Origin of the sequence: Lacticaseibacillus suibinensis, from assembly GCF_003946175.1 — a bacterium.
GTDB classification, from domain to species: Bacteria; Bacillota; Bacilli; order Lactobacillales; family Lactobacillaceae; genus Lacticaseibacillus; species Lacticaseibacillus suibinensis.
The window spans coordinates 25,790-48,165 of record NZ_RHOK01000017.1; the positions used below are offsets into that span (position 1 = coordinate 25,790).

22 protein-coding genes are annotated in these 22,376 nt (G+C 55.0%); 3 read left to right on the forward strand and 19 right to left on the reverse strand.

Features of this window, described 5'->3' with window-relative positions:
* The 7 genes from phnC to EKM90_RS09205 all read right to left on the reverse strand — a co-directional run bounded on the left by phnC (position 1) and on the right by EKM90_RS09205 (position 6,289).
* On the reverse strand, positions 1-771 hold the full coding sequence (gene phnC, locus EKM90_RS09175) for a phosphonate ABC transporter ATP-binding protein (protein ID WP_125581929.1): 771 nt from the start codon (positions 769-771) through the stop codon (positions 1-3).
* Positions 772-844: 73 nt separating this feature from the next.
* On the reverse strand, positions 845-1,786 hold the full coding sequence (locus EKM90_RS09180; RefSeq protein ID WP_125581931.1) for a phosphate/phosphite/phosphonate ABC transporter substrate-binding protein: 942 nt from the start codon (positions 1,784-1,786) through the stop codon (positions 845-847).
* A 495-nt stretch (positions 1,787-2,281) separates the two neighbouring features.
* A complete protein-coding gene (locus EKM90_RS09185; protein WP_164507938.1) occupies positions 2,282-2,911 on the reverse strand; it encodes a TetR/AcrR family transcriptional regulator in 630 nt (209 codons plus the stop codon).
* 34 nt (positions 2,912-2,945) lie between these two features.
* Entirely contained in the window at positions 2,946-3,797 is an 852-nt protein-coding gene (locus EKM90_RS09190) for a lysophospholipid acyltransferase family protein (RefSeq protein ID WP_125581935.1), read from the reverse strand.
* On the reverse strand, positions 3,794-4,741 hold the full coding sequence (locus tag EKM90_RS09195; protein ID WP_125581937.1) for a glycosyltransferase family 8 protein: 948 nt from the start codon (positions 4,739-4,741) through the stop codon (positions 3,794-3,796). Before EKM90_RS09195 ends, EKM90_RS09190 begins: the two co-directional genes overlap by 4 nt.
* 4 nt (positions 4,742-4,745) lie before the next feature.
* Positions 4,746-5,567 carry a glycosyltransferase gene (locus tag EKM90_RS09200; RefSeq protein WP_125581939.1) on the reverse strand — a complete coding sequence of 274 codons (822 nt, stop codon included), beginning with the start codon at positions 5,565-5,567 and terminating at the stop codon, positions 4,746-4,748.
* Positions 5,564-6,289: a lysophospholipid acyltransferase family protein gene (locus EKM90_RS09205; protein ID WP_125581941.1), complete on the reverse strand. Its 726-nt coding sequence runs from the start codon at positions 6,287-6,289 to the stop codon at positions 5,564-5,566. The genes EKM90_RS09200 and EKM90_RS09205 overlap by 4 nt, the downstream gene beginning before the upstream one ends.
* 255 nt (positions 6,290-6,544) lie before the next feature.
* Here EKM90_RS09205 and EKM90_RS09210 point away from each other — a divergent pair, with 255 nt between their 5' ends.
* Entirely contained in the window at positions 6,545-7,354 is an 810-nt protein-coding gene (locus EKM90_RS09210) for a Cof-type HAD-IIB family hydrolase (RefSeq protein WP_125581943.1), read from the forward strand.
* A gap of 57 nt (positions 7,355-7,411) precedes the next feature.
* Here the strand turns inward: EKM90_RS09210 and EKM90_RS09215 are convergent, their stop codons facing one another.
* The 8 genes from EKM90_RS09215 to EKM90_RS09250 all read right to left on the reverse strand — a co-directional run bounded on the left by EKM90_RS09215 (position 7,412) and on the right by EKM90_RS09250 (position 16,540).
* Positions 7,412-9,343 (reverse strand): acyltransferase family protein, encoded by a 1,932-nt coding sequence (locus EKM90_RS09215; protein WP_125581983.1) that lies wholly within the window; start codon positions 9,341-9,343, stop codon positions 7,412-7,414.
* Positions 9,339-9,725 carry an MORN repeat-containing protein gene (locus tag EKM90_RS09220; protein ID WP_225422807.1) on the reverse strand — a complete coding sequence of 129 codons (387 nt, stop codon included), beginning with the start codon at positions 9,723-9,725 and terminating at the stop codon, positions 9,339-9,341. Before EKM90_RS09220 ends, EKM90_RS09215 begins: the two co-directional genes overlap by 5 nt.
* A gap of 142 nt (positions 9,726-9,867) precedes the next feature.
* Positions 9,868-10,320 carry a threonine/serine exporter family protein gene (locus tag EKM90_RS09225; protein WP_125581945.1) on the reverse strand — a complete coding sequence of 151 codons (453 nt, stop codon included), beginning with the start codon at positions 10,318-10,320 and terminating at the stop codon, positions 9,868-9,870.
* The gene (locus tag EKM90_RS09230) at positions 10,317-11,081 is read right to left on the reverse strand and encodes a threonine/serine exporter family protein (RefSeq protein WP_125581947.1); all 765 of its coding nucleotides are present in this window, start codon (positions 11,079-11,081) and stop codon (positions 10,317-10,319) included. The genes EKM90_RS09225 and EKM90_RS09230 overlap by 4 nt, the downstream gene beginning before the upstream one ends.
* A gap of 99 nt (positions 11,082-11,180) precedes the next feature.
* Positions 11,181-12,641, reverse strand: coding sequence for a UDP-glucose--hexose-1-phosphate uridylyltransferase (locus tag EKM90_RS09235; RefSeq protein WP_125581949.1), 1,461 nt, complete (start codon positions 12,639-12,641; stop codon positions 11,181-11,183).
* Complete coding sequence (gene galE / locus EKM90_RS09240; RefSeq protein ID WP_125581951.1) at positions 12,638-13,633, reverse strand: UDP-glucose 4-epimerase GalE; 996 nt, start codon at positions 13,631-13,633, stop codon at positions 12,638-12,640. The genes EKM90_RS09235 and galE overlap by 4 nt, the downstream gene beginning before the upstream one ends.
* A gap of 700 nt (positions 13,634-14,333) precedes the next feature.
* A complete protein-coding gene (locus EKM90_RS09245; protein WP_125581953.1) occupies positions 14,334-15,500 on the reverse strand; it encodes a galactokinase in 1,167 nt (388 codons plus the stop codon).
* A gap of 29 nt (positions 15,501-15,529) precedes the next feature.
* Positions 15,530-16,540: a LacI family DNA-binding transcriptional regulator gene (locus tag EKM90_RS09250; protein WP_125581955.1), complete on the reverse strand. Its 1,011-nt coding sequence runs from the start codon at positions 16,538-16,540 to the stop codon at positions 15,530-15,532.
* Positions 16,541-16,717: 177 nt separating this feature from the next.
* Between EKM90_RS09250 and EKM90_RS09255 the strand changes: the two genes are divergently transcribed.
* On the forward strand, positions 16,718-18,739 hold the full coding sequence (locus EKM90_RS09255; protein WP_125581957.1) for a hypothetical protein: 2,022 nt from the start codon (positions 16,718-16,720) through the stop codon (positions 18,737-18,739).
* A gap of 179 nt (positions 18,740-18,918) precedes the next feature.
* Here EKM90_RS09255 and EKM90_RS09260 read toward each other — a convergent pair whose 3' ends face one another.
* Both EKM90_RS09260 and EKM90_RS09265 read right to left on the reverse strand, forming a co-directional pair.
* On the reverse strand, positions 18,919-19,212 hold the full coding sequence (locus EKM90_RS09260; protein ID WP_125581959.1) for a hypothetical protein: 294 nt from the start codon (positions 19,210-19,212) through the stop codon (positions 18,919-18,921).
* Positions 19,213-19,253: 41 nt separating this feature from the next.
* Positions 19,254-19,667 carry a phage infection protein gene (locus tag EKM90_RS09265; RefSeq protein WP_125581961.1) on the reverse strand — a complete coding sequence of 138 codons (414 nt, stop codon included), beginning with the start codon at positions 19,665-19,667 and terminating at the stop codon, positions 19,254-19,256.
* A 197-nt stretch (positions 19,668-19,864) separates the two neighbouring features.
* Here EKM90_RS09265 and EKM90_RS09270 point away from each other — a divergent pair, with 197 nt between their 5' ends.
* On the forward strand, positions 19,865-20,461 hold the full coding sequence (locus tag EKM90_RS09270; protein ID WP_125581963.1) for a hypothetical protein: 597 nt from the start codon (positions 19,865-19,867) through the stop codon (positions 20,459-20,461).
* Between the two features lie 355 nt (positions 20,462-20,816).
* On the opposite strand, the gene EKM90_RS09275 is transcribed toward EKM90_RS09270, so the two are convergent.
* Together EKM90_RS09275 and EKM90_RS09280 are read right to left on the reverse strand one after the other, a co-directional pair.
* Positions 20,817-21,569 (reverse strand): flavodoxin family protein, encoded by a 753-nt coding sequence (locus EKM90_RS09275; protein ID WP_125581965.1) that lies wholly within the window; start codon positions 21,567-21,569, stop codon positions 20,817-20,819.
* A gap of 17 nt (positions 21,570-21,586) precedes the next feature.
* Complete coding sequence (locus EKM90_RS09280) at positions 21,587-22,366, reverse strand: alpha/beta hydrolase (protein ID WP_125581967.1); 780 nt, start codon at positions 22,364-22,366, stop codon at positions 21,587-21,589.
* Between the last annotated feature and the right edge of the window lie 10 nt (positions 22,367-22,376).

Consider the following 22,376-nt stretch of genomic DNA (forward strand, 5'->3'; position numbering starts at 1 on the left):
TTAGCCCTCCGCTTCTGCGCCGTTGTAAATCTCATCGAAGACGGCGCTGGTGGCTTCACTGACAGGGCCGTCAAAGACTTTTTCCCCGGCGCGAATGCCGATGATGCGACTGCCATAAGCCTGGGCTAAGTCGACCTGGTGCAAATTGACCAGCACCGTCATGCCCAGTTCCTGGTTGATGCGTTTGAGGTCATCCATGACACGGCGGGTGGTTTCTGGGTCCAGGCTGGCAATCGGTTCATCTGCCAAAATCAAGCTGGGCGCTTGGGTCAAAGCGCGGGCGATCGAAACCCGTTGCTGCTGACCACCAGACAGCTGATCGGCGCGGGTGTAAACCTTATCAGCGAGTTCCACGGTTTGCAAGGCCTGATAAGCGCGCTGCTTGTCTTCAGGGGAGAACAGGCCGAACAGCATTTTCCAGGTCGGGTAATAGCCGACCCGGCCAGTGAGCACGTTGCGCAGGACAGTGGCCCGGTTGATCAAATTGAAATTCTGAAAAATCATCCCGATTTTTCGCCGGATTTGCCGCAGCTTTTTGCCTTTGGCTTTGGTGATGGATTCGCCATCAATCCGAATATCGCCTTGGCTGATATCGTGCAGTCGATTCACAGCGCGCATCAGGGTACTTTTGCCGGCGCCGCTTAAGCCGACTACCACGACGAATTCGCCGGGCATGATGGTTAAATTGATGTCCTTGAGGCCAACCACGCCGTTCTCATAGATTTTGCTCACGTGATCGAATTCAATGACAGGGGTCGCTTCTTGTTTCATAACTAATTGCCTCCGTGGCCGTCCCACAAAAAAAGCTAGGCGAGCCTAGCTTCTTTGCAAACGCTTCGCATGCTTACTTGTTGTTGGTGATGCTGGCTGAAATCTTGTCGTACTTGCGGACCACATTGAAGTCGCTGTCTTTGGCGCTGACATAGCCTTCATGGGAGTAGATTTCAGAGATGATTTGGTGGCCTTTCTTGCTCTTCGCCACGGCCTTGAAGGCTTTAGCTAACTTGGTGCGGAAGGCTTTGCTCATATCGGAACGGACCGAAATCGTATCATTGGGAATTGGCTTCTTGGTGATGTAGATTGGCACCACTTTGTCCATGATGTCAGGCACATCTTTTTGCACAATGGTACGGGCATCTTCAAAGACGAAGGCGGCATCGGTGTCGCCGTTCAAAACGGACATGACGCCTTGGTCGTGGCCGGTGACGGTGGTCAGTTTGGCATCCTTGACCAGGTCGAGGCCTTTTTCTTTGATTTCAGCAATCGGCCAGATGTAGCCGGCAGAACTGGTGACATCTTGCACGGCGATGTTCTTGCCTTTCAAATCCTTCCAGGACTTGATGCTGCTCCCTTTCTTAACCAGGATCATGGAGTTGTAGTAGTTGACCAGCTTGCCGGTGCTCTTGCCACCAGGCTGCTTGATGCCGTAACGCTGGGCCATGAGGAGCACGTCGGCGGCTTTTTGCTTGTGGGCTTGGACATAACCATCAGGTGGCAGGAAGCCGACATCAACTTGTTTCGACTTCATGGCTTCGACAATGGAATTGTAGTTGGTGGAAACAGAAACTTTAACGGGAATGCCCAATTGTTTCTTGAGCAGGCCTTCCAGCGGCTTGGCCTTGGCTTCCAAGGTGTTGGCGTTAGATGATGGCACGAATTGAATGTTCAAAGTCTTTGGTGTGTAGCTGTCGCTGCTTTTGGTAGCGGCTTTACTGCCACAAGCGGCCAAGGAAACGGCGGCAATGGCGGCGGTGCTCAACGCGGCAAGTGCTTTCCAGAACTTCATTATTAGTCCCCCACAAAAGTATTAGTGTCTGAGCAGCTCAGCAAGCAAAAGCCGAACATTTGCCGAAAAAATCGGCGGCGCTGATCAGGCGTCGATGACCGGCCTTCGCTTTTCAAAATCAGTATAGGAGTCCAAATCGCTAATTTCAAGGATAATTTCGTAAAATATTCAAACAATGTTCGTGTCTTTATGAACAATGGCAAACTATCGCCATTTTTTCATTAAATTTTTCATTTTTGCCCAAAAACCGAACATTAGCTTGGATTGACCAGCTCGTGAAGCGCTTAGCCCACAAAAAAAGGGCTGTGATCAATGTCACAGCCCCTAAATTCACTCCGAATGTTTCAGCAGAGTTACGTGCCAAAAGGCCGGAGCCGAGCAGCTAGCTACGCCATCCACCGAGTCCAGAGTTCGGACTTGGTGGATGGCTAGGCTACCTGTCGGCTCCAAACCCGCCTTTTGTCACAGCCCTTAAGGCTGACAGTTTGAAGGTGGTTACGGCGTTAGCGCCTTGATGGCCGCTTCAACGGTGAGGGCAATGCTTTGGTCATCTAGTGGCTGCCCAAAATAAAGGGCGCCGACTGCGGTGCCGCCAACAATCGACCACAGGCATTTCATAATGGCATGATTATCCCATTGGACCAGCTGCCCGTGGGCTTTGAGCTGATCCAGGGTCTTGGTCAGTTGCACCCAGTAATCATCGCTAAACCGCTGAATAATTAGCTCGCGAATCTGCTCCTGACTGAAGAGCTCAGTGACGAAAACCTTGATCACCGCCGTGTTATCACGCAACAAATGGAGCCGGCCCGTCACGAGCTCCCGGCAAAAATCGGCTAGGCTGGGGAAAGGGAGGTTGAGCTGATTTTGGATCATTTCCGCCATCGCGTTGGGGAAAATCTGATTGATAATCGGCTTGATCACCGCATTCAAGAGGCCGCGCTTGCTGCCAAAGCGCGCGAAGATGTTGCCTTCTGCAACCCCGGCACGTTTGGCGATTTCATGGGTGCTGGCGCCGGCATAGCCTTTTTCCGCGAACACCGAGATTGCGGCATCGAGGATTTGGCGCTGCTTTTGGGTGTAGCCAGCGAGGACATGCGCGGATTCGAATAAGGTTAAATTAGACATGAGCTCCTCTTTCTCGGCGGGCACCCGCCAAAGCTTACTGGCGCCAGCCGGCAATATCATCGGGGCTGAAGGTGTAGCTCAGTGGCCGGTGATACGCGCGTTCATACGCGGCGCATTTTTGCTGATAATCTTGATTCATCATGGCAATGCTGTTGGCCCGCACGCTTTTGGTTGGATCCGGGTAAATCGGCTTTAAAATTTCAAGTTGATAAGACACGGCATTGAACGCCGGGGAAACCTGGCGACTGCTGTTTTGCAAGGCCACGAAGCACGAGATAATCGGCACATTGAATTGTGCCGCGTAGTAATAAGCCCCACGCTTCGGCGGCCGCGGCTTGCGGTAGTTGTACCACATTTCTTGCTCGGGATAGATGAGCACATCCCGGCCCGCCGCTAACACCTTTTCCAGCATCGCGGGAAACTCATGGGCGAGGTAATTCACATCCGCCGCAATCGGCAAGATGTCGGCGTTGTTGAAGACGTAGCCCAGCGTGCCAGGCATTTTGAGGTTGGTGGTTTGGCTGACAATGTACAGCCGCGGCAGGCCCAGGCCTTTGCGGACCACGAGGTTCTCCATCGGGCTGAAGTGGTTGCTGGTGACGATCGCGCCGCTGTGCACACCGGCCAAATTCGCTTGGCCGGTGATGGTGACGGTGCGGCCAAGCCAACGGGCGGTGAGATTCATGCCAGTGCGTACAATCACGTTGTTGACGCGATGGCGCCAGGTGTGCTGGCGCCGCAAATAATTGGCGATGACATCCTTTTGCTCGCTGGCCGGCAAACTCGGATCGTTCACCTCCACTTTATCATTGAAACGGCCTTCTTGGACGGCTTGCTCGATATTTTTCACGACGGGTAAGTGTGGATCAACATTGGGCTCAATCATAGTTGCACCTGCTTTCCTGCTGCAGCCATGCGCGCAAAGGTCACAGGTTCTGCGTTGGTGGTCACGGCGAGCTGAATTAACGCTGCTTGGTGCTTTTGATCCGCCGCGACTTGCTTAGGTCCGAAGGCTTGCTGAGTGCGGCGCAGTGTTTGTGCGACCGCAGGCATTTGGTCCGCATATTGCCAGAAATACTGGTCGTTCGGGACCTTCGCGTAATGCCACGGCTTATCAAAGAGGTTGTAATGAATCACTTGCGGGTGGGCAATCGGCCGCTCGCCTTGGACATTCCAGCTTTCATCCAGATGCAGCAGCCGATCACGGGCGATGGCGTTGATGTAGTCTTGGTCAGGGGCCAAACTGTGGAAATGATAGGTATTCAGCAACGTCAAAAAGTGCTCAGCAAAATGCCGCGCCCGCAGCTGCTGCAGGTCCATCAGCAGCACCCCTGAGTTGCAATACGCGGCCACATCCACGCCCACGCTTTCCTTGGTGTAGGCGGTGGTTTCGGGGTTGGCTGCCATGAAGGGGTCAATCACGGCGCCCAGCAAGGCCCCGTTGAGCGGAGTCGCGGTTAACTTGGCAATATCCGTTAACACCACGGTATCGGCATCAAGGTACACGGCGCGGTCCAAGTCAGGATACAGCTCGGCGATGAAGAGCCTAAAGTAAATGGTGAAGGTGAAATAATCCGCCCGCAACTTGTTGTTTTTGTCGGTAATCTGGGCCTTCAGCCGGGCGACAATCGATTGAAAAGCGACACTGACATTGGCCGTCGCCTCGGCGCTTAATTGCGCCTTGTGCGCCGGAGTCAGATGCTCGGTTAAGATAATGACCTGATATTGCTTGGCCGGGTCGGCGTTTTGCACCAACGAGCGCAGCGAAACGGTCAGCGGGTCGACGTAGTGGTCGTCAACGGCATAAAAAATGGTGATGGGTTGCGTCATGAGATCATCCTTTTCTGGTAGCTAAAATCGCTTCATACTGGCGATAAAGCGCGGTCGGGGTGGCAGCGCCGAGTAACGTCTGGGCCGCTTCAACCTGCCAGGGCTTAACGGTGACGGGATGAAACCACGGCCAAATCGAAAGGCGCGTGGAGAAATGCATCAGCACCGTATCGGCATGCGGGCCGTGTTGGTCATTGAACCGCCGTGGCGCCAGGCGCTTGTGGTGGGCCAGTTTGTTCAGTGCGCTTTGGTCAGGCATAAACATGCGCTGGTCGGCGCAGCGCTGGCGACAAGCGGCAAACAAGCCGGTTTGGCGAATCCGGGCCAGGTTCAACAAGAGCACCCCGGAGTTCATGTAGTCGCGGCCGAGGCGTTGATGGAAAAACCACTGGCCGTAATGATCAAGCACCCCCACACATTCGGTGGTGGTCAGCGGCTGCTCGTAAAAGGCGGTCACCGGCTTCAGGGCCAGCACGTCAGCATCGAGGTAGAGCATTCGCTCCGGCAAACCTGGCACCAAATCGGCGTACAGCCGCAGCATGCAGTAAGGCGTGAATCGCGTCTCCCAGTTAGCGGTTGGTGGGGCTTGGTTGACGAGGCGCGTGAGGTCGAATAAGTGCACGGTATTGCGAGAATCGGCTACCTGCAACGCGGTTTGCAGTTCAGCCGCAGCCGCCGGCGTCAGCGCGGCCTTGCGCTCGCCCTTGACCGTTAAGGCCGCGGTGAAGAGGTAGAGGTGCAGTGGTGCCTGGTGCTGGGCCAAAGAGAGCGCCGATAGCAGGACGCCGTTTTGAACACTGGCATCGCCGCAATAAAGAATATTCATGGCTCCTGCCTCCGATACTGAATCGCTTGATAGGTACTGGCCTGCGCGCGCCGGAGCATGGCGGCTTGCACCTGCTCAGCCAATTGTTCTCGCCTAGCCCGTAGCGGGAGGCTTTCGTCAAAGGCAAAGGGACCATCGAGGTAAATGGTAACGTGATGGCGCTGATAAGTGGTGGTGAAGCTGAATACTGGCCGGTAAAATTGGACCGGGTAGTGAAAACTCCCCGGTTTAAACGGACGAATGCCAGTGTAATACGGCCAAACATGGGCTTCAGGATAAATGGCCACCGGCGTGCCGGCCCCTACCACCGCTTTGAGTTGCGTCATAAAACGCCGCGTTTGGCTGGCGGTTTCTGGTAGCATCAACGCGCCGGCATGCGGCAGCAGCGGCCCCAGGACTGGCACGGTTAAATTCGCGGCGGCGGCCAAAGTCGCTACTGGCCGCGGGCTTAGCACCGCCGGCAAGAAAGGATCGCCAAAGGCTTGGGTATGATTGCCGTAGAGGAAAAAGCTACCCTCAATCTGGCGTAATCGCTCGAGGTTGACGAAGCGGGCGTGAAGCTTGGTCTGCCAGTAGACCTTGCCAAGCTGCCGGAGCAGGCGATAGAGCACTGGCCTTTGGCGCTGGGCCCAATCGTAATCGGCTGGTAGCGGCTGGGCCTGGCCCCGGGTTTGCACGAGATCCGCGTCAAAGGCAGTGTAGGTTTGAATTTTTGGTTTCATTTCGCCCCTCCTCGGCTTTGAGTGAGCACTCACTTTACCTGCCTTAGTATAATGAAAACGGCTCTCAAGTCAAGTTTGACGCCTGGATGAAAGCACGACACAGCGGCTTATGGCGTACCTGAAAGCGTCATTTTCTTACTGATGGTGATGAAAGCGGTTTGTTATTTATGCGCGAACGGTTGACGCCTTGGCCCGAGCCCTTCACAATGGAAAGCAGTAGTGGCGCGAGGCGCCAAGCAGACAAGGAGTGGGCGAATGATCAAATGGGTGTTTACTGATATGGACGGGACGTTGCTGGATGACGAAGGGCGGGTGACGCCAGAAAATGCGGCGTTGATTGCGCAAAGTCAGCTGCCACTGACCTTGGTCTCGGCCCGCTCACCGCGCGAAATGGTCGAAGCCATTGACGTGTTGCAGCTCACGGGACCGCAGATTGCGTTTAACGGCGGCATGATTTTTGAACCGACTGCCACCGGCAAACGCATTTTGACCGAAACCGCCATGGCCAGCGACACCGCTCAGGCGATTATTGGAGCGGTGCTGGCCCAGTTTCCGTCGACTTCGGTGAGTTATTACGATGGGGAAGACTGGTATGCCGAGCGGATGGATGAGAACATCGAAGGCGAAATTCGCGTCAGCCGGTTGCACCCAACCATCAAACCCTATCAGGAGGTCTTCGCCACCGGTGAGCGTCACATTCTCAAAATCATGCTGATTAACTTCGATGAAGCCGTCATGGCCAAGATGCTGGCCTTTTTCGCCGCCGCCGATTACCCTGGCGTTTCCGCCCAGCACTCCGGCTCGGCATGGCTTGAAATCACCTCCCAAGACGCCAAAAAGTCCCGCGGCATTGCCTATCTGATGGCAAAAGAAAACCTTAAGCGCGAAGAAACCGCGGCCTTTGGCGATGGGGGCAATGACCTGCCCATGCTGAACATGGTGGGGGTGCCAATCGTCATGGGCAACGCGGCACCGGAGATTAAGCAAGTTGGCCAATTTATCACCAAGCCCAATACCGAAAACGGTGTCGGATATGGGATGGTGACTTATCTGAATCAAAACTAAGGCAAAATAAGCCCCCTGAATTCACATTGAATTCAGGGGGCCTTCGTTTTGCTTCATTTATTTCTTGGCGGGTTTCTTAGCCGCTTCAATCAACCCGTTATTGATGGTTTGAGCAAACAGCACATCGCCATCGTCATGCCCGCCGAAGTGCACGCCATCGGTGCCTTTGAAGACATGGGGATGTTGCGGGGCGATTTTGCCCCAGTCCGCAATGGTGATCCACTTGTACTTGGCCGGCAGCTGGCGTTCCAGCTCTGCTAACTTGCTGGAATTCCAGCTTGGGCTGGCCTGCGCGTTGTAAGGCGTCATGAAGACCAACTTGTGCCCAGGTTTGATGCCAGCAATGACGCGGTCCAACACCTGCGCGTAATCATCCAGCGCATTGGTGCCGACGCTGAGGACAACGAATTCACGGAGCTGACCGGCTTGCTGCATCTGCATCATTAGGTCGTAGGCTTCGTTCATCTTGCGATCGCCGGCAGCATTAACTTCGGAGTTCGCCACATGCGGGCCGAGGTAATGGGCAGTACCCAGTGTCACCGAGTCGCCAATGATGGTCACACCAGCGGGGATGCCGTACTTGGCCGCGGTGCTATTTTGGTTAACCGCAGCATAGCTGTCCGGGTGCGCCTTGGCGGCCGCGGCAGCGTCTTTTTTCGCTTGGGCCATCAGATCAGCTTGGGCTGTTTTCTTGGGATCATGTGCTGCCACAATAATTTTTTCACTGGTGTTGTATTGGGCAACGTCTTGCTGTATACCGCCGATCCACAAGGTTTGTTCCAAATGCGAGAGCTCTGGCGCTGCTTGCACGCGTTGAACGGTGACAGCGGTGAGGGCTAAGGCCGCTACGATGACTGGGGCGGCCACATAGCGACCAGGCAGCCGGAAGTGAAGAAACTTGCCTTGGCGGCCAGCAATCACCGGTTCGATAATGTAGTAGGACAACGCTGAGAAAGCCCCGCCGACGAGGACCGTCAAGCCAGCGGCGAGGGTGTTGTCCATCCGGTGGGAGAAAATCACATAGAGCGGCCAGTGGTAAAGATATAAGCTGTACGAAATGTCCGCTAGGAAGGTAATGACCTTGGGCTCGGCAATGGTCGGGGTTTTTTCATGCAAAATCCGCGCCGCCACAATCATCACGCCGGCCAGCAAGGTTGCGACCAGCAAGCCATAGTTGTAAGTGGCAATTTGGTTGAAATCAAGCCCAAACCCCAGCGCGACCAGCAAGGCTGCGGCGCCAGCCATCACTGCGGCTGGCACCCAAGCGTTAATGCGCTTGAAGCTTTGGGTGAACCAATTCGGCAGGACTGCCACGCCGGTCAAGGTGCCAATCATGGCGCCCACGAAGAACGGGAAGCTGTGCGTAAAACTGGAGAAGTAAACCGGCGAGAAGTCTTTCAGACCTTGCGCCTGCACCACCATCAACGAGCAGGTGACGATGGCGAGGACGCCGGAAACGGCAAACATCGCCATGCGAAAATCGGTGCGGCGGGCCGTAGCGGTTTCCGGCCGCTTTTGGAAGAGGCGGCTGAGCAGGTAAGCCACCACCCCCCAGATCAGGTAAAAGTGCATTTCCACCGCTAAGGACCAGGTGTGCACGAATAAGTGCGGAATGAAGTTATTCTCGTAGGACCCACCGGTGGCGATTTCAAAGAAGTTGGTCACAAAGCCCACCGCTGCGGCAATTTGCTGACCAATGTTGGTGATAAAGTCGCTGCCCACAAGGAACGTGAAGGGAATGACGACCAGCACGGCTAGGACTAACGGCGGCACAATGCGGTAGAACCGCCGCCGGTAAAACGCCAGCAAGCCAAAGGTATGACTGCGGGCGAATTCATCAATCATCAGGCTGGTAATCAAAAAGCCGGAAAAGGTGAAGAAGATATCAACGCCGATAAAACCGCCAGGGTATTCATTTTGGAAAAAATGATAGGTTAAAACCAACACCAGGCCGGTGACGCGGACAAGACTGAACCATTTGATTCTAATGTGTTTGTGCGTGGTACTGGCCATTTTTGAAGAACCCCCGATATGTCTGATTTTGTTTCGTGGTTAAGGTGCCACTGCCGGTTACGGCGCCGGCCTTAAAGGTGCCCGTATACCGCCAGCCTTCGTGCGAGGTGAAGGTGCCCTGACCATTGAAGCGACCGTCCTTGAAATTGCCCTTGTAGCGATCGCCGTTTTTCATCGTCAGCCGGCCTTGGCCGCTGAACTTATGTTTGAAGACCTGGCCATCATAAGTAATCTGGCCAGAATCCAAGGTGTAATGCGCATGGTGCGGTGTTTGCGGCATGAGGGCGATGACCGCGAAAACTACGATCACCAGCACGGTAGCGAGCTCAAGCCCAGCTCTTAAGCGCGATGTTTTCAAGATGATACTCCTCCCTGGTACATACCTTACTATCTTAGAGGAAAGCCCACCGGTTTGAAAGTTGAAATGCACCAGTTTTCAAAGAAAATTGTTGCTGATTTCAAAAAGACACCCACCGGTTCCCGGTGAGTGCGAGTGGGGGTTAGCGGCGGGCTTCGAACCAGTGCCGTAGCGGTCGGCGCATTGGCTTAAAGATCGCTTCCGCAATCACAAAACCCACCGCCAGGCCAATGGCGATACTCAAGGTTTTGACCAAACCCGCTTGCGCCGCCGTTTCTCGGCCGAGGGTAAAGTCTTTCATACTCATGTAGATGATAGCCCCTGGCACCAGGGACACGAGGCTGGGGATATACATGACATTGACTGGGGCTTTCACCCAAATCGCGGCAATGTTGGCGAGCAGGCCAATGGTCGTGGCCGCCAGCAGATTCGGTAAAATCAGGTTTGGCGTTTGGCCCGCCACCACCACATACACGACCCAAGCCAAGGCGCCGGTGATCCCAGCTGGTAGTAAAGTGCGCTTGGGAATATTGGTGATGATGCCAAAGCCAATGGTGGAGGCAAAAGCGACGATCAGTTCGATTAGCAAGCTCATAGCGCGCCTCCCATCAGCAGTGAGATGCAGGCACTGCCGACCACCACGCCGGCACCAATCGCGCCGGCGACCATGATCGCATCCATCGCCCGCACTAAGCCGGAAATGGTGTGGCGGGCAATTAGCTCACGCAAGGAATTGGTAATGGCCACGCCAGGCACTAAGGGCATCAAGGCCGAAATAATGATGTTATCGGCGCTGGTCGCCACGCCGAGCCGCTGCAGCAGGGTGGCAAGCAAGCCAATCACCATGCCGCCAAGGCCAATGCTGATGTAAGGCGTGGTCGTGCGCTGGCCCAACCACTGTGAAGCGAGGTAGCCGCCGATGCCGACAAAAAAGGCGAGGCCGAGGTCGGCCCAGGTCGCTTGAAATAACAGCATCGGCGCCACTGACACCAAACCGGCGCCGAAAATTTTTTGCGGCCAGGAGTAATCGCGGCGCGAGGATTCAATCACCGCGACCTGATTTTCTAGGGTAGCGTAATCAATCGTGCCGCTGGTAAACGCGCGCGATAAGGAGTTGATCCGATCCACTTGGCGCAAGTTGAAGTCCTTGGTGCGCACCTTAATCAAATGGGTGGCGGTATCGGTGTCGGCGTCAACAAAAATCGCGGTCATTTCGGCATGACACGAAATCGGCACCCCTGCCGCGGCGCCGATGTACTCGACCGTACTTTCGACGCGGCCGGTTTCGGCCCCATTTTCCAACAGAATTTTCCCCACCCGGCCACACAAGGCAATGACCTGCTTTTCACTTGGCATCTTGCCACCTCCGACTGCTTTTAAGTGTACGCCGCTAACAAAACGGGAAGCAAGCAAAAACCGGGTCGCTTTGGCGACCCGGTTAATGCAATAGTGGCATTAAAGCGCGGCGATAAACCGCCCGAAGGCAGCTTGGCCTGCTTCATCGCGTTTGAACACGCCGGCGTCTTCCAGCACGCGGGCGAACACGCGGCCCACGGCTTCGTTCAGTTGCGCCGTGGCATTGGTTTCTGTCCAGGTGAACTGGGCCTGCAACTGCTTGGCCCAAGGCAGGTGAGAAGGCTCAATCTGATTGGGCTGACCAAGCAGGTATTTTTTGACTTCAGTCAGTTCCGCTGCCAGCCGGGCAGGCAGCACGGCGAGGCCCATGACTTCAATCAAGCCGATGTTTTCACGCTTGATGTGCTGCACATCCTGGTGCGGGTGGAAAATGCCATCAGGATAGTCAGCGGAAGTTTGGTTGTCGCGCAGCACCAGATCCAGCTGGTAGGCGTCACCGACCCGGCGGGCAATCGGGGTGACGGTGTGATGCGGCGTCCCATCGGTGAAGGCGCGCACGGCCACACTGTCATCACTGTAAGTCGCCCAAGTGGCCCGAATGTGTTCGGCTGCTTCGGCCAGCTGTTCCCGGTTGGCGGAGGTTAAGCGAATCACACTCATTGGCCAGCGCACAACGCCAGCTTCTACAGCCTCGTAGTCAGGCAAACTGATGGCTTTTTCCACTGGGGCTTTGGCCATGGCGAAAGTGTGGTGACCGCCTTGGTAGTGTTCATGGCTGAGCATTGAGCCGCCAACAATCGGCAAATCGGCATTCGAGCCAACGAAGTAGGTCGGTAGCATGTGGACAATCGCCAGTAGGTTGGTGAAAGTGGTGCGGTTGATGTGCATCGGTTCATGCACGCTGTCGAGGAAAATGGCGTGTTCTGGGAAGTAAGCATAAGGTGAATACTGGAAGCCCCAAGTTTGGCCATTGAGCTGAAAGCGCACAATGCGGTGGTTGCCCCGGGCGGGATAGTCGGCGCGGCCGCGGTAGCCTTCATTTTCTAGGCAAAGCTGGCACAGAGGGTAACCTAGCGCCTTCACTTTGGCAGCGGCGGCGATGTCTTTGGGATCCTTTTCCGGTTTGGACAAGTTAATGGTGATTTCGAGTTCACCATAAGGCGTCTGGGCTGGGAATTGGATGTTTTTAGCAATCGCCCGGGTTTGAATGTAATTATTCGCCCGCGACAGCTGGTAAAACCAATCCGTCGCTGTGCTGGGACTGGTGGCATAAGCGCCCCAGAACTGGCGGTTGACGGAACTTGGCAACGGGGTGGCCAGGGCCATCAGTTCCGCCTCCAGAATCTGTTTGGCCGCAGTAGTGTCTACGCACACGCCGTTTTGCACCGCGGCTTGGACAAGGAGGTCGAGGTTATCTAGCCCGGCTTCTGCGCCGGCGAGACTTTGCGCTTCGTCGCCCACCAAAGCCAAGGTCCGGTTGGTCAAATAAACTTGATCCAGCGCGGTGTAGTCGTGGTTCAGCTCCAAGCACCAGTTGACATGACGTTCAACGGCTTTCACAGGCGATCACCAAAGCCTTCCGGATGATTCTCATGCCAGTTCCAGGCATCGCCGATGATTTTTTCGACATCATCGAACTGCGGCTGCCAGCCCAGCACACTGCGGGCCTTGTCAGAGGCGGCAATCAGCGTGCTTGGATCGCCAGGGCGGCGCGGCCCGATTTTGGCGGGAATTTCCTGGCCGGTGACTTTGCGGGCGGCGTTGAGAATTTCCAGGTTGGAGAAGCCCGTGGCCGAGCCAATGTTGAAGGCGTCGCTGGCATTGCCGGCGCGCAGGTAGTTCAGCGCCAAGATGTGGGCATCCGCTAAGTCCACCACATGGACATAGTCGCGAACGTTGGTGCCGTCTTTGGTCGGGTAATCATCGCCAAAGATTTGCAGATTGTCGCGCGTCCCAGCCGCGGCTTGTAAAATAATTGGAATCAGATGCGTTTCCGGATGGTGATCCTCCCCGATGCTGCCATCAGGCATGGCACCGGCGACATTGAAGTAGCGCAAGGCGACAAAGTGAATGCCGTAAGCGACATCGGCCCACTTGATGATTTTTTCCATGGCCAGTTTGGACTCACCATACGGGTTGGTTGGCACTTGGGGGTCGGATTCCTTGATTGGAATCTGCTTCGGTTCGCCGTAAGTGGCAGCGGTGGAGGAGAAGACAATCTTATCGATGCCGAATTGCTTCATTGCTTCCAGCAACGTGATCATGCCGCCGGTATTATTGTCAAAATACTTCAGCGGATCCTGCATCGATTCTGGCACGATGGAGAAGGCAGCAAAATGGATAATCGCGTCGATTTTTTCGGTGCTAAAGACCTGACTCAAGAAATGGTAATCGCGAATGTCGCCTTGGTAAAAGCGTGCTTTTTTGTCAATGGCGCGTTCATGCCCGGTGATGAGATTGTCCAAAACCACCACATCCTCGCCAGCCTTAACCAGCTGAGCGACGGTGTGGGAGCCGATATAGCCGGCCCCGCCTAAAACTGCAATTGTCATATGATAAGCTCTCCTTTTTGAGTGATGAAACTGTGGGAAGTACGTTGGTTTGGCCTCGCAGCCGGTAGTTGCACTACAGGTGGCTAACGCCGGCGTGAATAGCTACGCCCAAGGCCTCACCGGCAAAAAACGCCGGCAATGCCTTGAGCTAGGCTATTCCACCGGCTAAAACCAGCCACCTTTCGTAGCCTGTAGGTGCGCTCCGAGTGGCTAACGCCCGAGTAGTTAGCTACGCCTGAGGTCTCGCCGGCAAAGTGCGCCAGCAATACCTCAGGCTAGGCTAGCTGTCGGGCTAAGAACAGCCACCCTCCGCAGCCTGTAGTTGCGCTCCGGCGGGCAACGCGGGCGTGGCTAGCTACGCTCCGGTCCTTGCAGCCGAAGAACGGCTTCAATGCCCAGAGCTAGGCTAGCCATCCCGCTAAATGCGCCCGCCTCCGCAGCCTGTAGTTGCGCTCCGAGTGGCTAACGCCCGAGCAGCTAGCTACGCTCCGGTCCTTGCAGCCGAAGAACGGCTTCAATGCCCAGAGCTAGGCTAGCTGTCGGGCTAAGAACAGCCACTCTCCGCAGCCTGTAGTTGCGCTCCGCCGAGCGACGGGGGAGCAGGTAGCTACGCATAAGGCCTCACCGGCAGAATGCGCCGGTAATGCCTTACGCTAGGCTACCCGTCCCCCTAAGACCGCTCGGCTCCGCAGCCTGGTTGTTAGTCAATCACCTTGGGTCCATCCGCAATATTAGCGATATAGAAGTCAGCGGCGTACCCGATGGTGTCCTGGTAAACATCGCCGACTGCTTTAGTGAAGGCTGGGACTTGGTCTTTGGCGACTAAAGCAATGGCGCAGCCGCCAAAGCCGGCGCCGGTCATGCGGGCGCCGAGGACGCCGGGCTGCTTAACGGCGGTTTGAACCAAGGTGTCCAGTTCTTTGCCAGTTACCTCATAATCATACGCCAGCGATACGCCAGAGGCACTCATCAGCCGGCCAAATGCCGCGAGGTCGCCGGCTTTAAGTGCCGCTGCGGCTTTCAAGGTGCGCTGGTTTTCAAAAACGGCGTGCCGCGCGCGGCGAATCAGGGTCGGGTCTTCAATCAGGTAGGTGTACTGGTCGAAGGTATCAATATCCAGTTCGCCCAAGGTTTTGATGTCCAGCTTGGCTTGCAGGCGGGCCACGGCTGCTTCGCATTCAGAGCGGCGTTCGTTGTACTTGGAGTCGGCAAGTTCGCGGCGCTTGTTGGTGTTCATGATGACCACCACATTGTCGCCCATGGCCAGTGGTAAGGATTCGTATTCCAAGGTGCTGGCATCTAGCAAGGTGGCGTGGTTGGCCCGGCCCATGCCGATGGCGAATTGATCCATGATGCCGGAGTTGACACCGATGAATTCATTTTCAGTTTTTTGGCCCATTTTGATGAGTTCAAGCATGTCATGGCCTAAATTGAAAGTCGTATTCAAAATGGTCCCAGTCAGCAGCTCCAGTGAGGCGGAAGAGGAGAGGCCGGCGCCGTTTGGCAGGTCGCCTTTGATGTATAAATCTAGGCCTTGGTCGAAGGTAGCGCCCGCTTTGAGCAGCTGCTGGGCCATGCCTTTGAAGTAATCGCTCCACTTACCGTCTTTGGCGCCGGTGATTTCAGCCAGGGGCAGGTCAATGATGCCAATATTTTCAAAGTTGGCAGAGTAGAGCCGGAACTTGGCCTCATCATTCGAGCCAACCGCGGCGTAGGTGCCTAAACTAATGGCACAAGGGAAAACGTGGCCGCCATTATAGTCCGTGTGCTCGCCGATCAGATTAATGCGGCCTGGTGCAAAATAGACATGGGCGGCGTCGTGCCCGAATACCTGCTTGAAGCCTTGCTTAAGTGCTGCTGTGTCCATGATGAAACCTCCAATATTGTATTTTGCCGTTAACGGCTACTATCGCGCAAAATCAGTTCAGAACTTAAGGTGATGCGAGTTGGCACCGTGAGCAGGCCAGAGAGCTGATCTTGAATCAGCTTGGCCGCGTTAATGCCCATTTGCTGCGTGGCCACTTTGACGGTGGACAAGCTCGGGTTCAAAAACCGGCCCACTGCCAGATCATTGAAGCCGACGATGCTAACGCGGTCTGGTACGGCGATGTGCTGCTCTTGGAGCGCTTTAATGGCGCCGATGGCCATGGCATCGCTAGCCACGAAGAAGGCATGCGGCAACTGATCACCATATTGCTTGATGAGAGCCGTCATCGTGGCATAGCCACCTTCAATGGTGAAAGGCGCATCGGCAATGATGGCGTCTTCCAGCAGGCCTTGGTCACGCAGCGTGGCTTCAAAGGCCACTGTCCGCTGATCATCAATGGCTTGGCCGTCGGTGGTTTCCTCGCGGCCAGCAATCATGCCGAGGCGGTGATGGCCTTGCTGCCGGAAATAGGCAATGATTTTGCCCACTGGCGCCGCAAAGCTGGTGGTGACACAGGAGATACTTTGATCCAGCGTGTCCTGGTCGACGATCACCAGCGGCTTGTTAAGCGCCTTGAATTGGTTGAGCTGACTTTCACTATATTTACCGATGGCAATCAGACCGGCCAAGTTGCCGGCATCGGCCAGCGTATCGTTAGAGAAAAAGCGGGCGATGGCAAAGTCGGCGGCCTGCAGCTGGGTTTCAGCGCCCCAGCGAATCGCCCGGTAATAGAGATCGTTGTTTTCTTCCTGCTCGGAGTACCACTGAACGATGCCAATGGTGCCCGCGGCAGTTTGCGTTTTATGCTGATGCTTGGTGTAATTTAAGGCCTCCGCCGTGGCAAAAATGCGTTTGCGCGTGGCGGCGGAAACTTGCAGCGAGGTGTCCGCGTTGAGTACGCGGGAAACTGTGGCACTGGATACATGCGCGGCGTCAGCAATATCTTTTAAGGTGGCGATACCGGTCCCTCCTTTGCCCAAAATCAGAATTTTGTTATCGTCACGCCTATTTTACTAAAAGGTGGTAAAAAAGTGAACTAATATTTTACCTATTACCGTTTTTTTGCTGGGCTATGGTACACTAGGAGACGAAATGTGACCGGTTGCTAACCCGAAACGCCAGCAATCGATTAAATTTAGTAAAACTAGGAGGCAGCCATGTTTCATTATTCCTTACGTTACACGCAAGATCCCCGCACGAATACGCCAATCAAGGACGATAAGCTGTTGGCATTTTGCCAGAAGGCGCAAGTCGATAACGTCGCATTCTTCATTAATCCAGAAGAGTTGAACGCCAGTCATCTCACCGCCACCCAAACCGATCAATGGCTCGATGCCATTCGGCCGGTGGCCAAGCGCCTCGCTGACCAAGGCATTACCACCAGTCTTAATCCTTGGACGACCATCATGCACAGCGACCGGGGCAAAACCATTGATCCCAGCATCGGGTTCGACACCTTAGTGGATATTAACGGCAAAAAAGCCACCTCGATGGGCTGCCCGGCCGATCCGAAGTGGCGCGACTATTTGGCTGACCGCTACGCGCAATACGCGACGCTCAAGCCTAAGCAGTTGTGGTTGGAGGACGATTTCCGCCACTACAACCACACGCCGCTGAAGCTGGCTTGCTTCTGCGACCGGCACATGGCGATTTATCAGGAAAAATTGGGTCGGAAAATTAGCCGGGCCGATTTTGTCAAAGAAATGCTCCAGCCCGGCGAGCCGACGCCAGCGCGTCAGGTGTATCTCAGCGTGGCTCGGCAGGAAATGATCGACACCGTGCATCAAGTTGAGCAGCGCGTTCATGCGGTCTCACCGGACACGGATTTGGCTTTGATGACCTCCTTCCCGAACTGGCATGCCCTAGAAGGCCGCGATTGGCCAGGGTTGTTTGATGCTTTGCGCGGCGAAGGGCATCCACGTGTGGCGCGGCCGCATTTGCCAGCCTACAACGAAATTGCCCCGCTGAAATACAGCCGCGTGTTTGAGGACTATACCCGCACGACTGCTGCTTACCTGGGCGATGATGCCGAATTGTTCCCAGAGCTGGAAAACTACATGTACTCGCCATTCGTGAAATCGGTGGCGTTTACCCAATTTCAGATTGAAACCGCGGCGCTGGTTGGCGCGCGTGGCATTCTGCTCAATCTCTTCGATATGATTGGCAATGGCATCGACAATGATTACCATTACGCCGAGATGTTGGCCCAGAGCAAGCCGTTCCTCGATCGAATTACCGAGCAGCGTCTGCAAATGAGCCAGACCCGCGGTATTAAGGTACTGGTGGATCAGAACTCTTCCTTTACGCTGCACACGGCAAAAGGCGCTGATCCCGAAGAACTGTTGCCGCATGAAACCAACTGGGCAGCGCTGCTCAGCACGTTTGGCTTTTCGACGACGATTACGCCGCTGGTTAAGGCTAGCCATTTTGAACATGAAATGCTGGCCATCAGCGGTCAACTGCTGCGTAACTTAAGCGACGACGCCATTACCCAGCTGCTTCATGGCAACATCACGCTCCTCGACGGCGAGTCCGTGCAAGTGCTGCTGGATCGCGGTTTGGGCGACCTGCTGCACATCACTGAAAGCTCATGGCATGGCGTGCGCACCGGGTATCAGTCCTTTGAAGCGGCTGATGGCCATACGGTGGAAGGGATCATGGATCCGCGCATCACGATGCTGCAGCATACCGGCGATTATTTGCAGCTGAGTTATGCCGACGATGCTGACGTGGCAATTTGGAGTCATGCCTACAATGAGTACGATGAACAGCTGGGTAATGTGATGGCCTTGATTAATCACCGCACCATTGTGATGCCGATGAATCAAGATCCGAAGTATGGCTGGGAGTCGCAATATGTCGGTTTCAAGCAAGGGCTGTATCAGGCGATGCTCAGTTCGATTTTTGACATTGACTACTTGATTGACATGCCAAACACGAAGCTGATTGTGTCGACCCAAGCCGGTCTGACCTTGTGGCTGGCCAACTTTACGCTGGATGATTACCAACAAATTTCTTGGCATCCAGCCGAACCAGTTATGGCCACGCATGCGACGGTGATTGCCCGCCATGGCGATCAGGTCATCAATAAGCGGGTGGCGTTGCAACAAGTCGGCGACCGGGTGATTATCCCAATGCCTCTACCGCATTTGAGTATGATTCAAGTCCAAATCGATTAACCATGAAGCCGGGGCAACCCGGCTTTTTTGTGTGCAAAAGGGCATCAGCATTCACAATCGGCGTTCGCCGCTCCCAGAACAGAACGAGCCAAAATACAACGTCTAAATCAAACGGCCTGCAAACACCCAAGTTCGGGTTTTACAGGCCGTTTGATTGCTCCGCTGGGCCAAAATCAGCCTCAGCGGAAAATGACGTTATTAGCGCCGGTGACATTCAAAATGTAAACGAACAGCATAATGGCGTTGATGATGAACGAAAAGACAATCACCGCGAAACGCACCGTAAACACATGGCTCCAAGTGCTGAAGTTGAACCACCCAAAGCGTTTGCCTTGATAGGTAAAGAGCATGATGAGCAAGATCACAGTTAAGCCGGCTTGAATCACGGTTCCGAGCAGATACAAGCCTTGGTTTTGCTGCAACCAGAAGACCCCGGCAGCAATCACGTCGAGCAGTAGAGCAATCAGGGGCATGGTATCCTTCCTCTCTGATGTAAAGTACGCCCAGTATAGCATTAACTGTATGAAGGGGAAAATGGTACCAAAGTCACATGGCGAATCGCCGCAATCGGGACGGTAACTTCACCAATCACGACTTCATCATCTTCAGTGTAACCTTGCACCTTGCCGCCCAGCGGCGCCGCCAATTGGCCATCAATCGTGCTAGTTTGCAATTGGACGTTGACGCTTTGGCCAGTGCGATAAGCCGTTGCCAGTTGCTGGCGAATCAGCTCCGTGCTTTGTTGCGCTAGCAGCGGCTGGTTTTGCAACTGGGTTTTGGCGGCGGCCTGCTGATTAAGCGCCGCCGTGTGATCGGATAAATAGTAGCCTTGCCACTTCACCATGCCGCGGTCGTGGTAATGATGGGCAAAAAAGTCCGCCACCAGTTTTTGGAAGGCTGCCTGGCCAATTTCATCTGCATAAGTCATGTCGCTCACCTCTTGGTCATTATACAAACATACGTTCGCAAATGAAAAGGGCGAGCTTGGCCGTTGTCATTTTGTAACATAGCAAAGTTGTCTAGACCGGGGCATAACGAATTCTTAACTATTTTATGTGACGATTTTATTACAAAAAGATTTCAAGCCTGCTATACTGAATTTAACAAAGCAAGGGAGTGGTTGAGATGAAGAAATGGCTGTTAGTGAGTGTCTTGAGTTTAGGCCTGAGCGTCGGTGCGCTGGGGCTGGCTTATACGAATGTTGATCAGGCCAGCACTGCGACGGTTCAAACCGCGGCTAAATCGACGACCACGAAGTCTGCGAAGAAGACGACGGCCAAAGCGGCCAAGGCTGAAACCAGCAGCCAGGCCGCAACTGCCAGCTCGACCAGCAGCGCGGCGACTCAGTCGAGCACCGCGGCAGCTACTTCGAGTGCGAAAACGACAAGTGCGACCCAAGCGAGTCGGTCAACCACCGCCAGTCAAACCGTTCAGACACCGGCTAAAGCGACTAGCACGCCGAGCCAGCCGGTATCCGGGTTGGCGGCATATTACGGTACTTGGCACAACGCCAATGTGACGGTTACCTTGACTGCTACCACCATGACCGTGGCTTCCGCTGGCCAAGCCGGCAAAACCGCGACCTACACCGCGGTGAAGAGCGGCGCTGGTTATGTCTTCAGCCCAACCACCGGGGATGCTGATGATTTGTACTTTGTCCTCGAAAATGGCCAGTTAAACTGGGTCACTGGGGCCAGTGAACCACTGGTTTTGACCCGCTAATGAGAATGTGAATCAAAAATGCGAAGGCGTGGGCCTTCGCATTTTTGATTCTTGAGATTATGGGGATCCATCTGGCTAAAAGCGTCCCAGCTTCGCAGCCTATCCAGTTGCGCTCCGCTGGGGCAACGCCGGAGTGAATAGCTACGCACCAAGCCTCGCCGCCAAAAAGCGGCGGCAATGCTTGGCGCTAGGCTATTCATCCGGCTAAAAGCGTCCCAGCTCCGCAGCCTATCCAGTTGCGCTCAGCGCGCCAACGCCGAAGTGGCTAGCTACGCTTAATGCCTTGCCGGCAAAATCAGCCGGCAAGGCATTAAGCTAGGCTATCCATCCGGCTAAGACCGGCGCGTTTCGCAGCCTACCGGTGTTTATGTCTTACAAATGTGGCGTAATGCAAAATTCCGGCGAGGAGGACGAAGAAGATGAGGACGAAGCTGGCGTAGCGGGTCCAGAAGTTCATGGTCGTGGCTGGAATCAAGAGCTGGATGCCCATGGTGGCTAGGGCCATGATGGCAATCATGCCGAATAAGAGCAAATAGCGTTTCATGGTTTCGTTGTCCCTTCTGACTTTGGCTGGGAGTTTGGCGGCAAGGGCTTGAGCCTGGGCAATTTTGGCTTCAGGTACGGCATGAGCATTCCAAGTCCCAGGCAAAATGAGCTCGCCGGCTTTGCGCAGACCGGCCGCGGCCATGGCTTTATCCAGCATGGTCAGGCAAGCGTCGGTTTGGTGCGTAAAGGTGTTTTCTAAGCCGCTGGCAAAACACGAGGTGATGGTGAGGTAAACCTTGCCTTTGTATTTGCCAGGGAGGGTGTCACCTTGGTGCGTCATCCGCGTTAGGCGCGGTCGCAAGCAGTCTAAGGCTTGCTTAAGCGTACCGGCCACCGTGCCATAATAAGTCGGGCTGGCCAGGACCCAGACGTCGGCAGCCGCGAGCTTTTCTTCCAATGCGTCTAACGCCGGGTTGGCTTCGCCGCGGCGATCAGGTCGGATTGTGAGTTGATTAAGGTCGATGAATTCATGGGTGCCTTCGCAGGCCTCCAGCAAGGCGTGGGTCAGTTTGGCGGTCAGGCCTTGCGGGTCTTGACCGCCGAACAGGGCAATGGTGTGCAAATTGGCTCACCTCTCAGTTAGTCGGTTACTTGCAGATGATAGTTGAAAAAGGCCAACGTCCCAGGCAGGGCAAAGGCGGTGTAATCACGGGCATGGCCAGAGCCAGGCACCACATGAACCGCGATGTCGCGCTTAAAGGCGGCGGCCTGCTCTAGGAAGCGGAATACCCCTGGTAGCGGCGACAGTTCATCCGTCGCATTGTACATTAAAGTGGGACCCAGCGTGGTCGTGAGATGATTCATAGGATTGACGGCGGTCAGTTTCTCCGGCGTCAAGTCGCCTAAGTAGGTTTGAATGAAGTACTTGTAAAAGGCATTGTGAATGGCGTGAATTTCGGTGAGACCCAGTTCTCCGCGCGCATCCAGCGCTGCTTTGACGGTGGGATGCTGCTGGACCCAGTTGGCAAAGTCAACGATCGCAGACCAGGACACCACCGGCTGGCCGGACTGCAGACTTTGCGTGATGGCCATGGTGCCACCCACACTGGCGCCTAACAGGCCGACGCGCTGGCGGTCAAACGTGTAGTCAGACTGCTCAAACCAAGTCATAAAGCTGGCCAAATCATCCTGCGCCGCTGGGAACAAGTCAGCAGGGGCTAACCGGTAATTCGGCAGGGCCACTAAGTAGCCGGCGTTGGCGAAAGTTGCACCGATGTCGCTGTCGGCACTTTTATCCCCGCGAATCCAGCCGCCGCCGTGGACAAAGACGATGGCGGCGCCATTTGGCGTCTCTGGGTAATATAAATCTGCTTTTTGCAAGGCTCCTGGGCCATACGCCACATCTAAATCAGTTTTCATAACGTCCTCC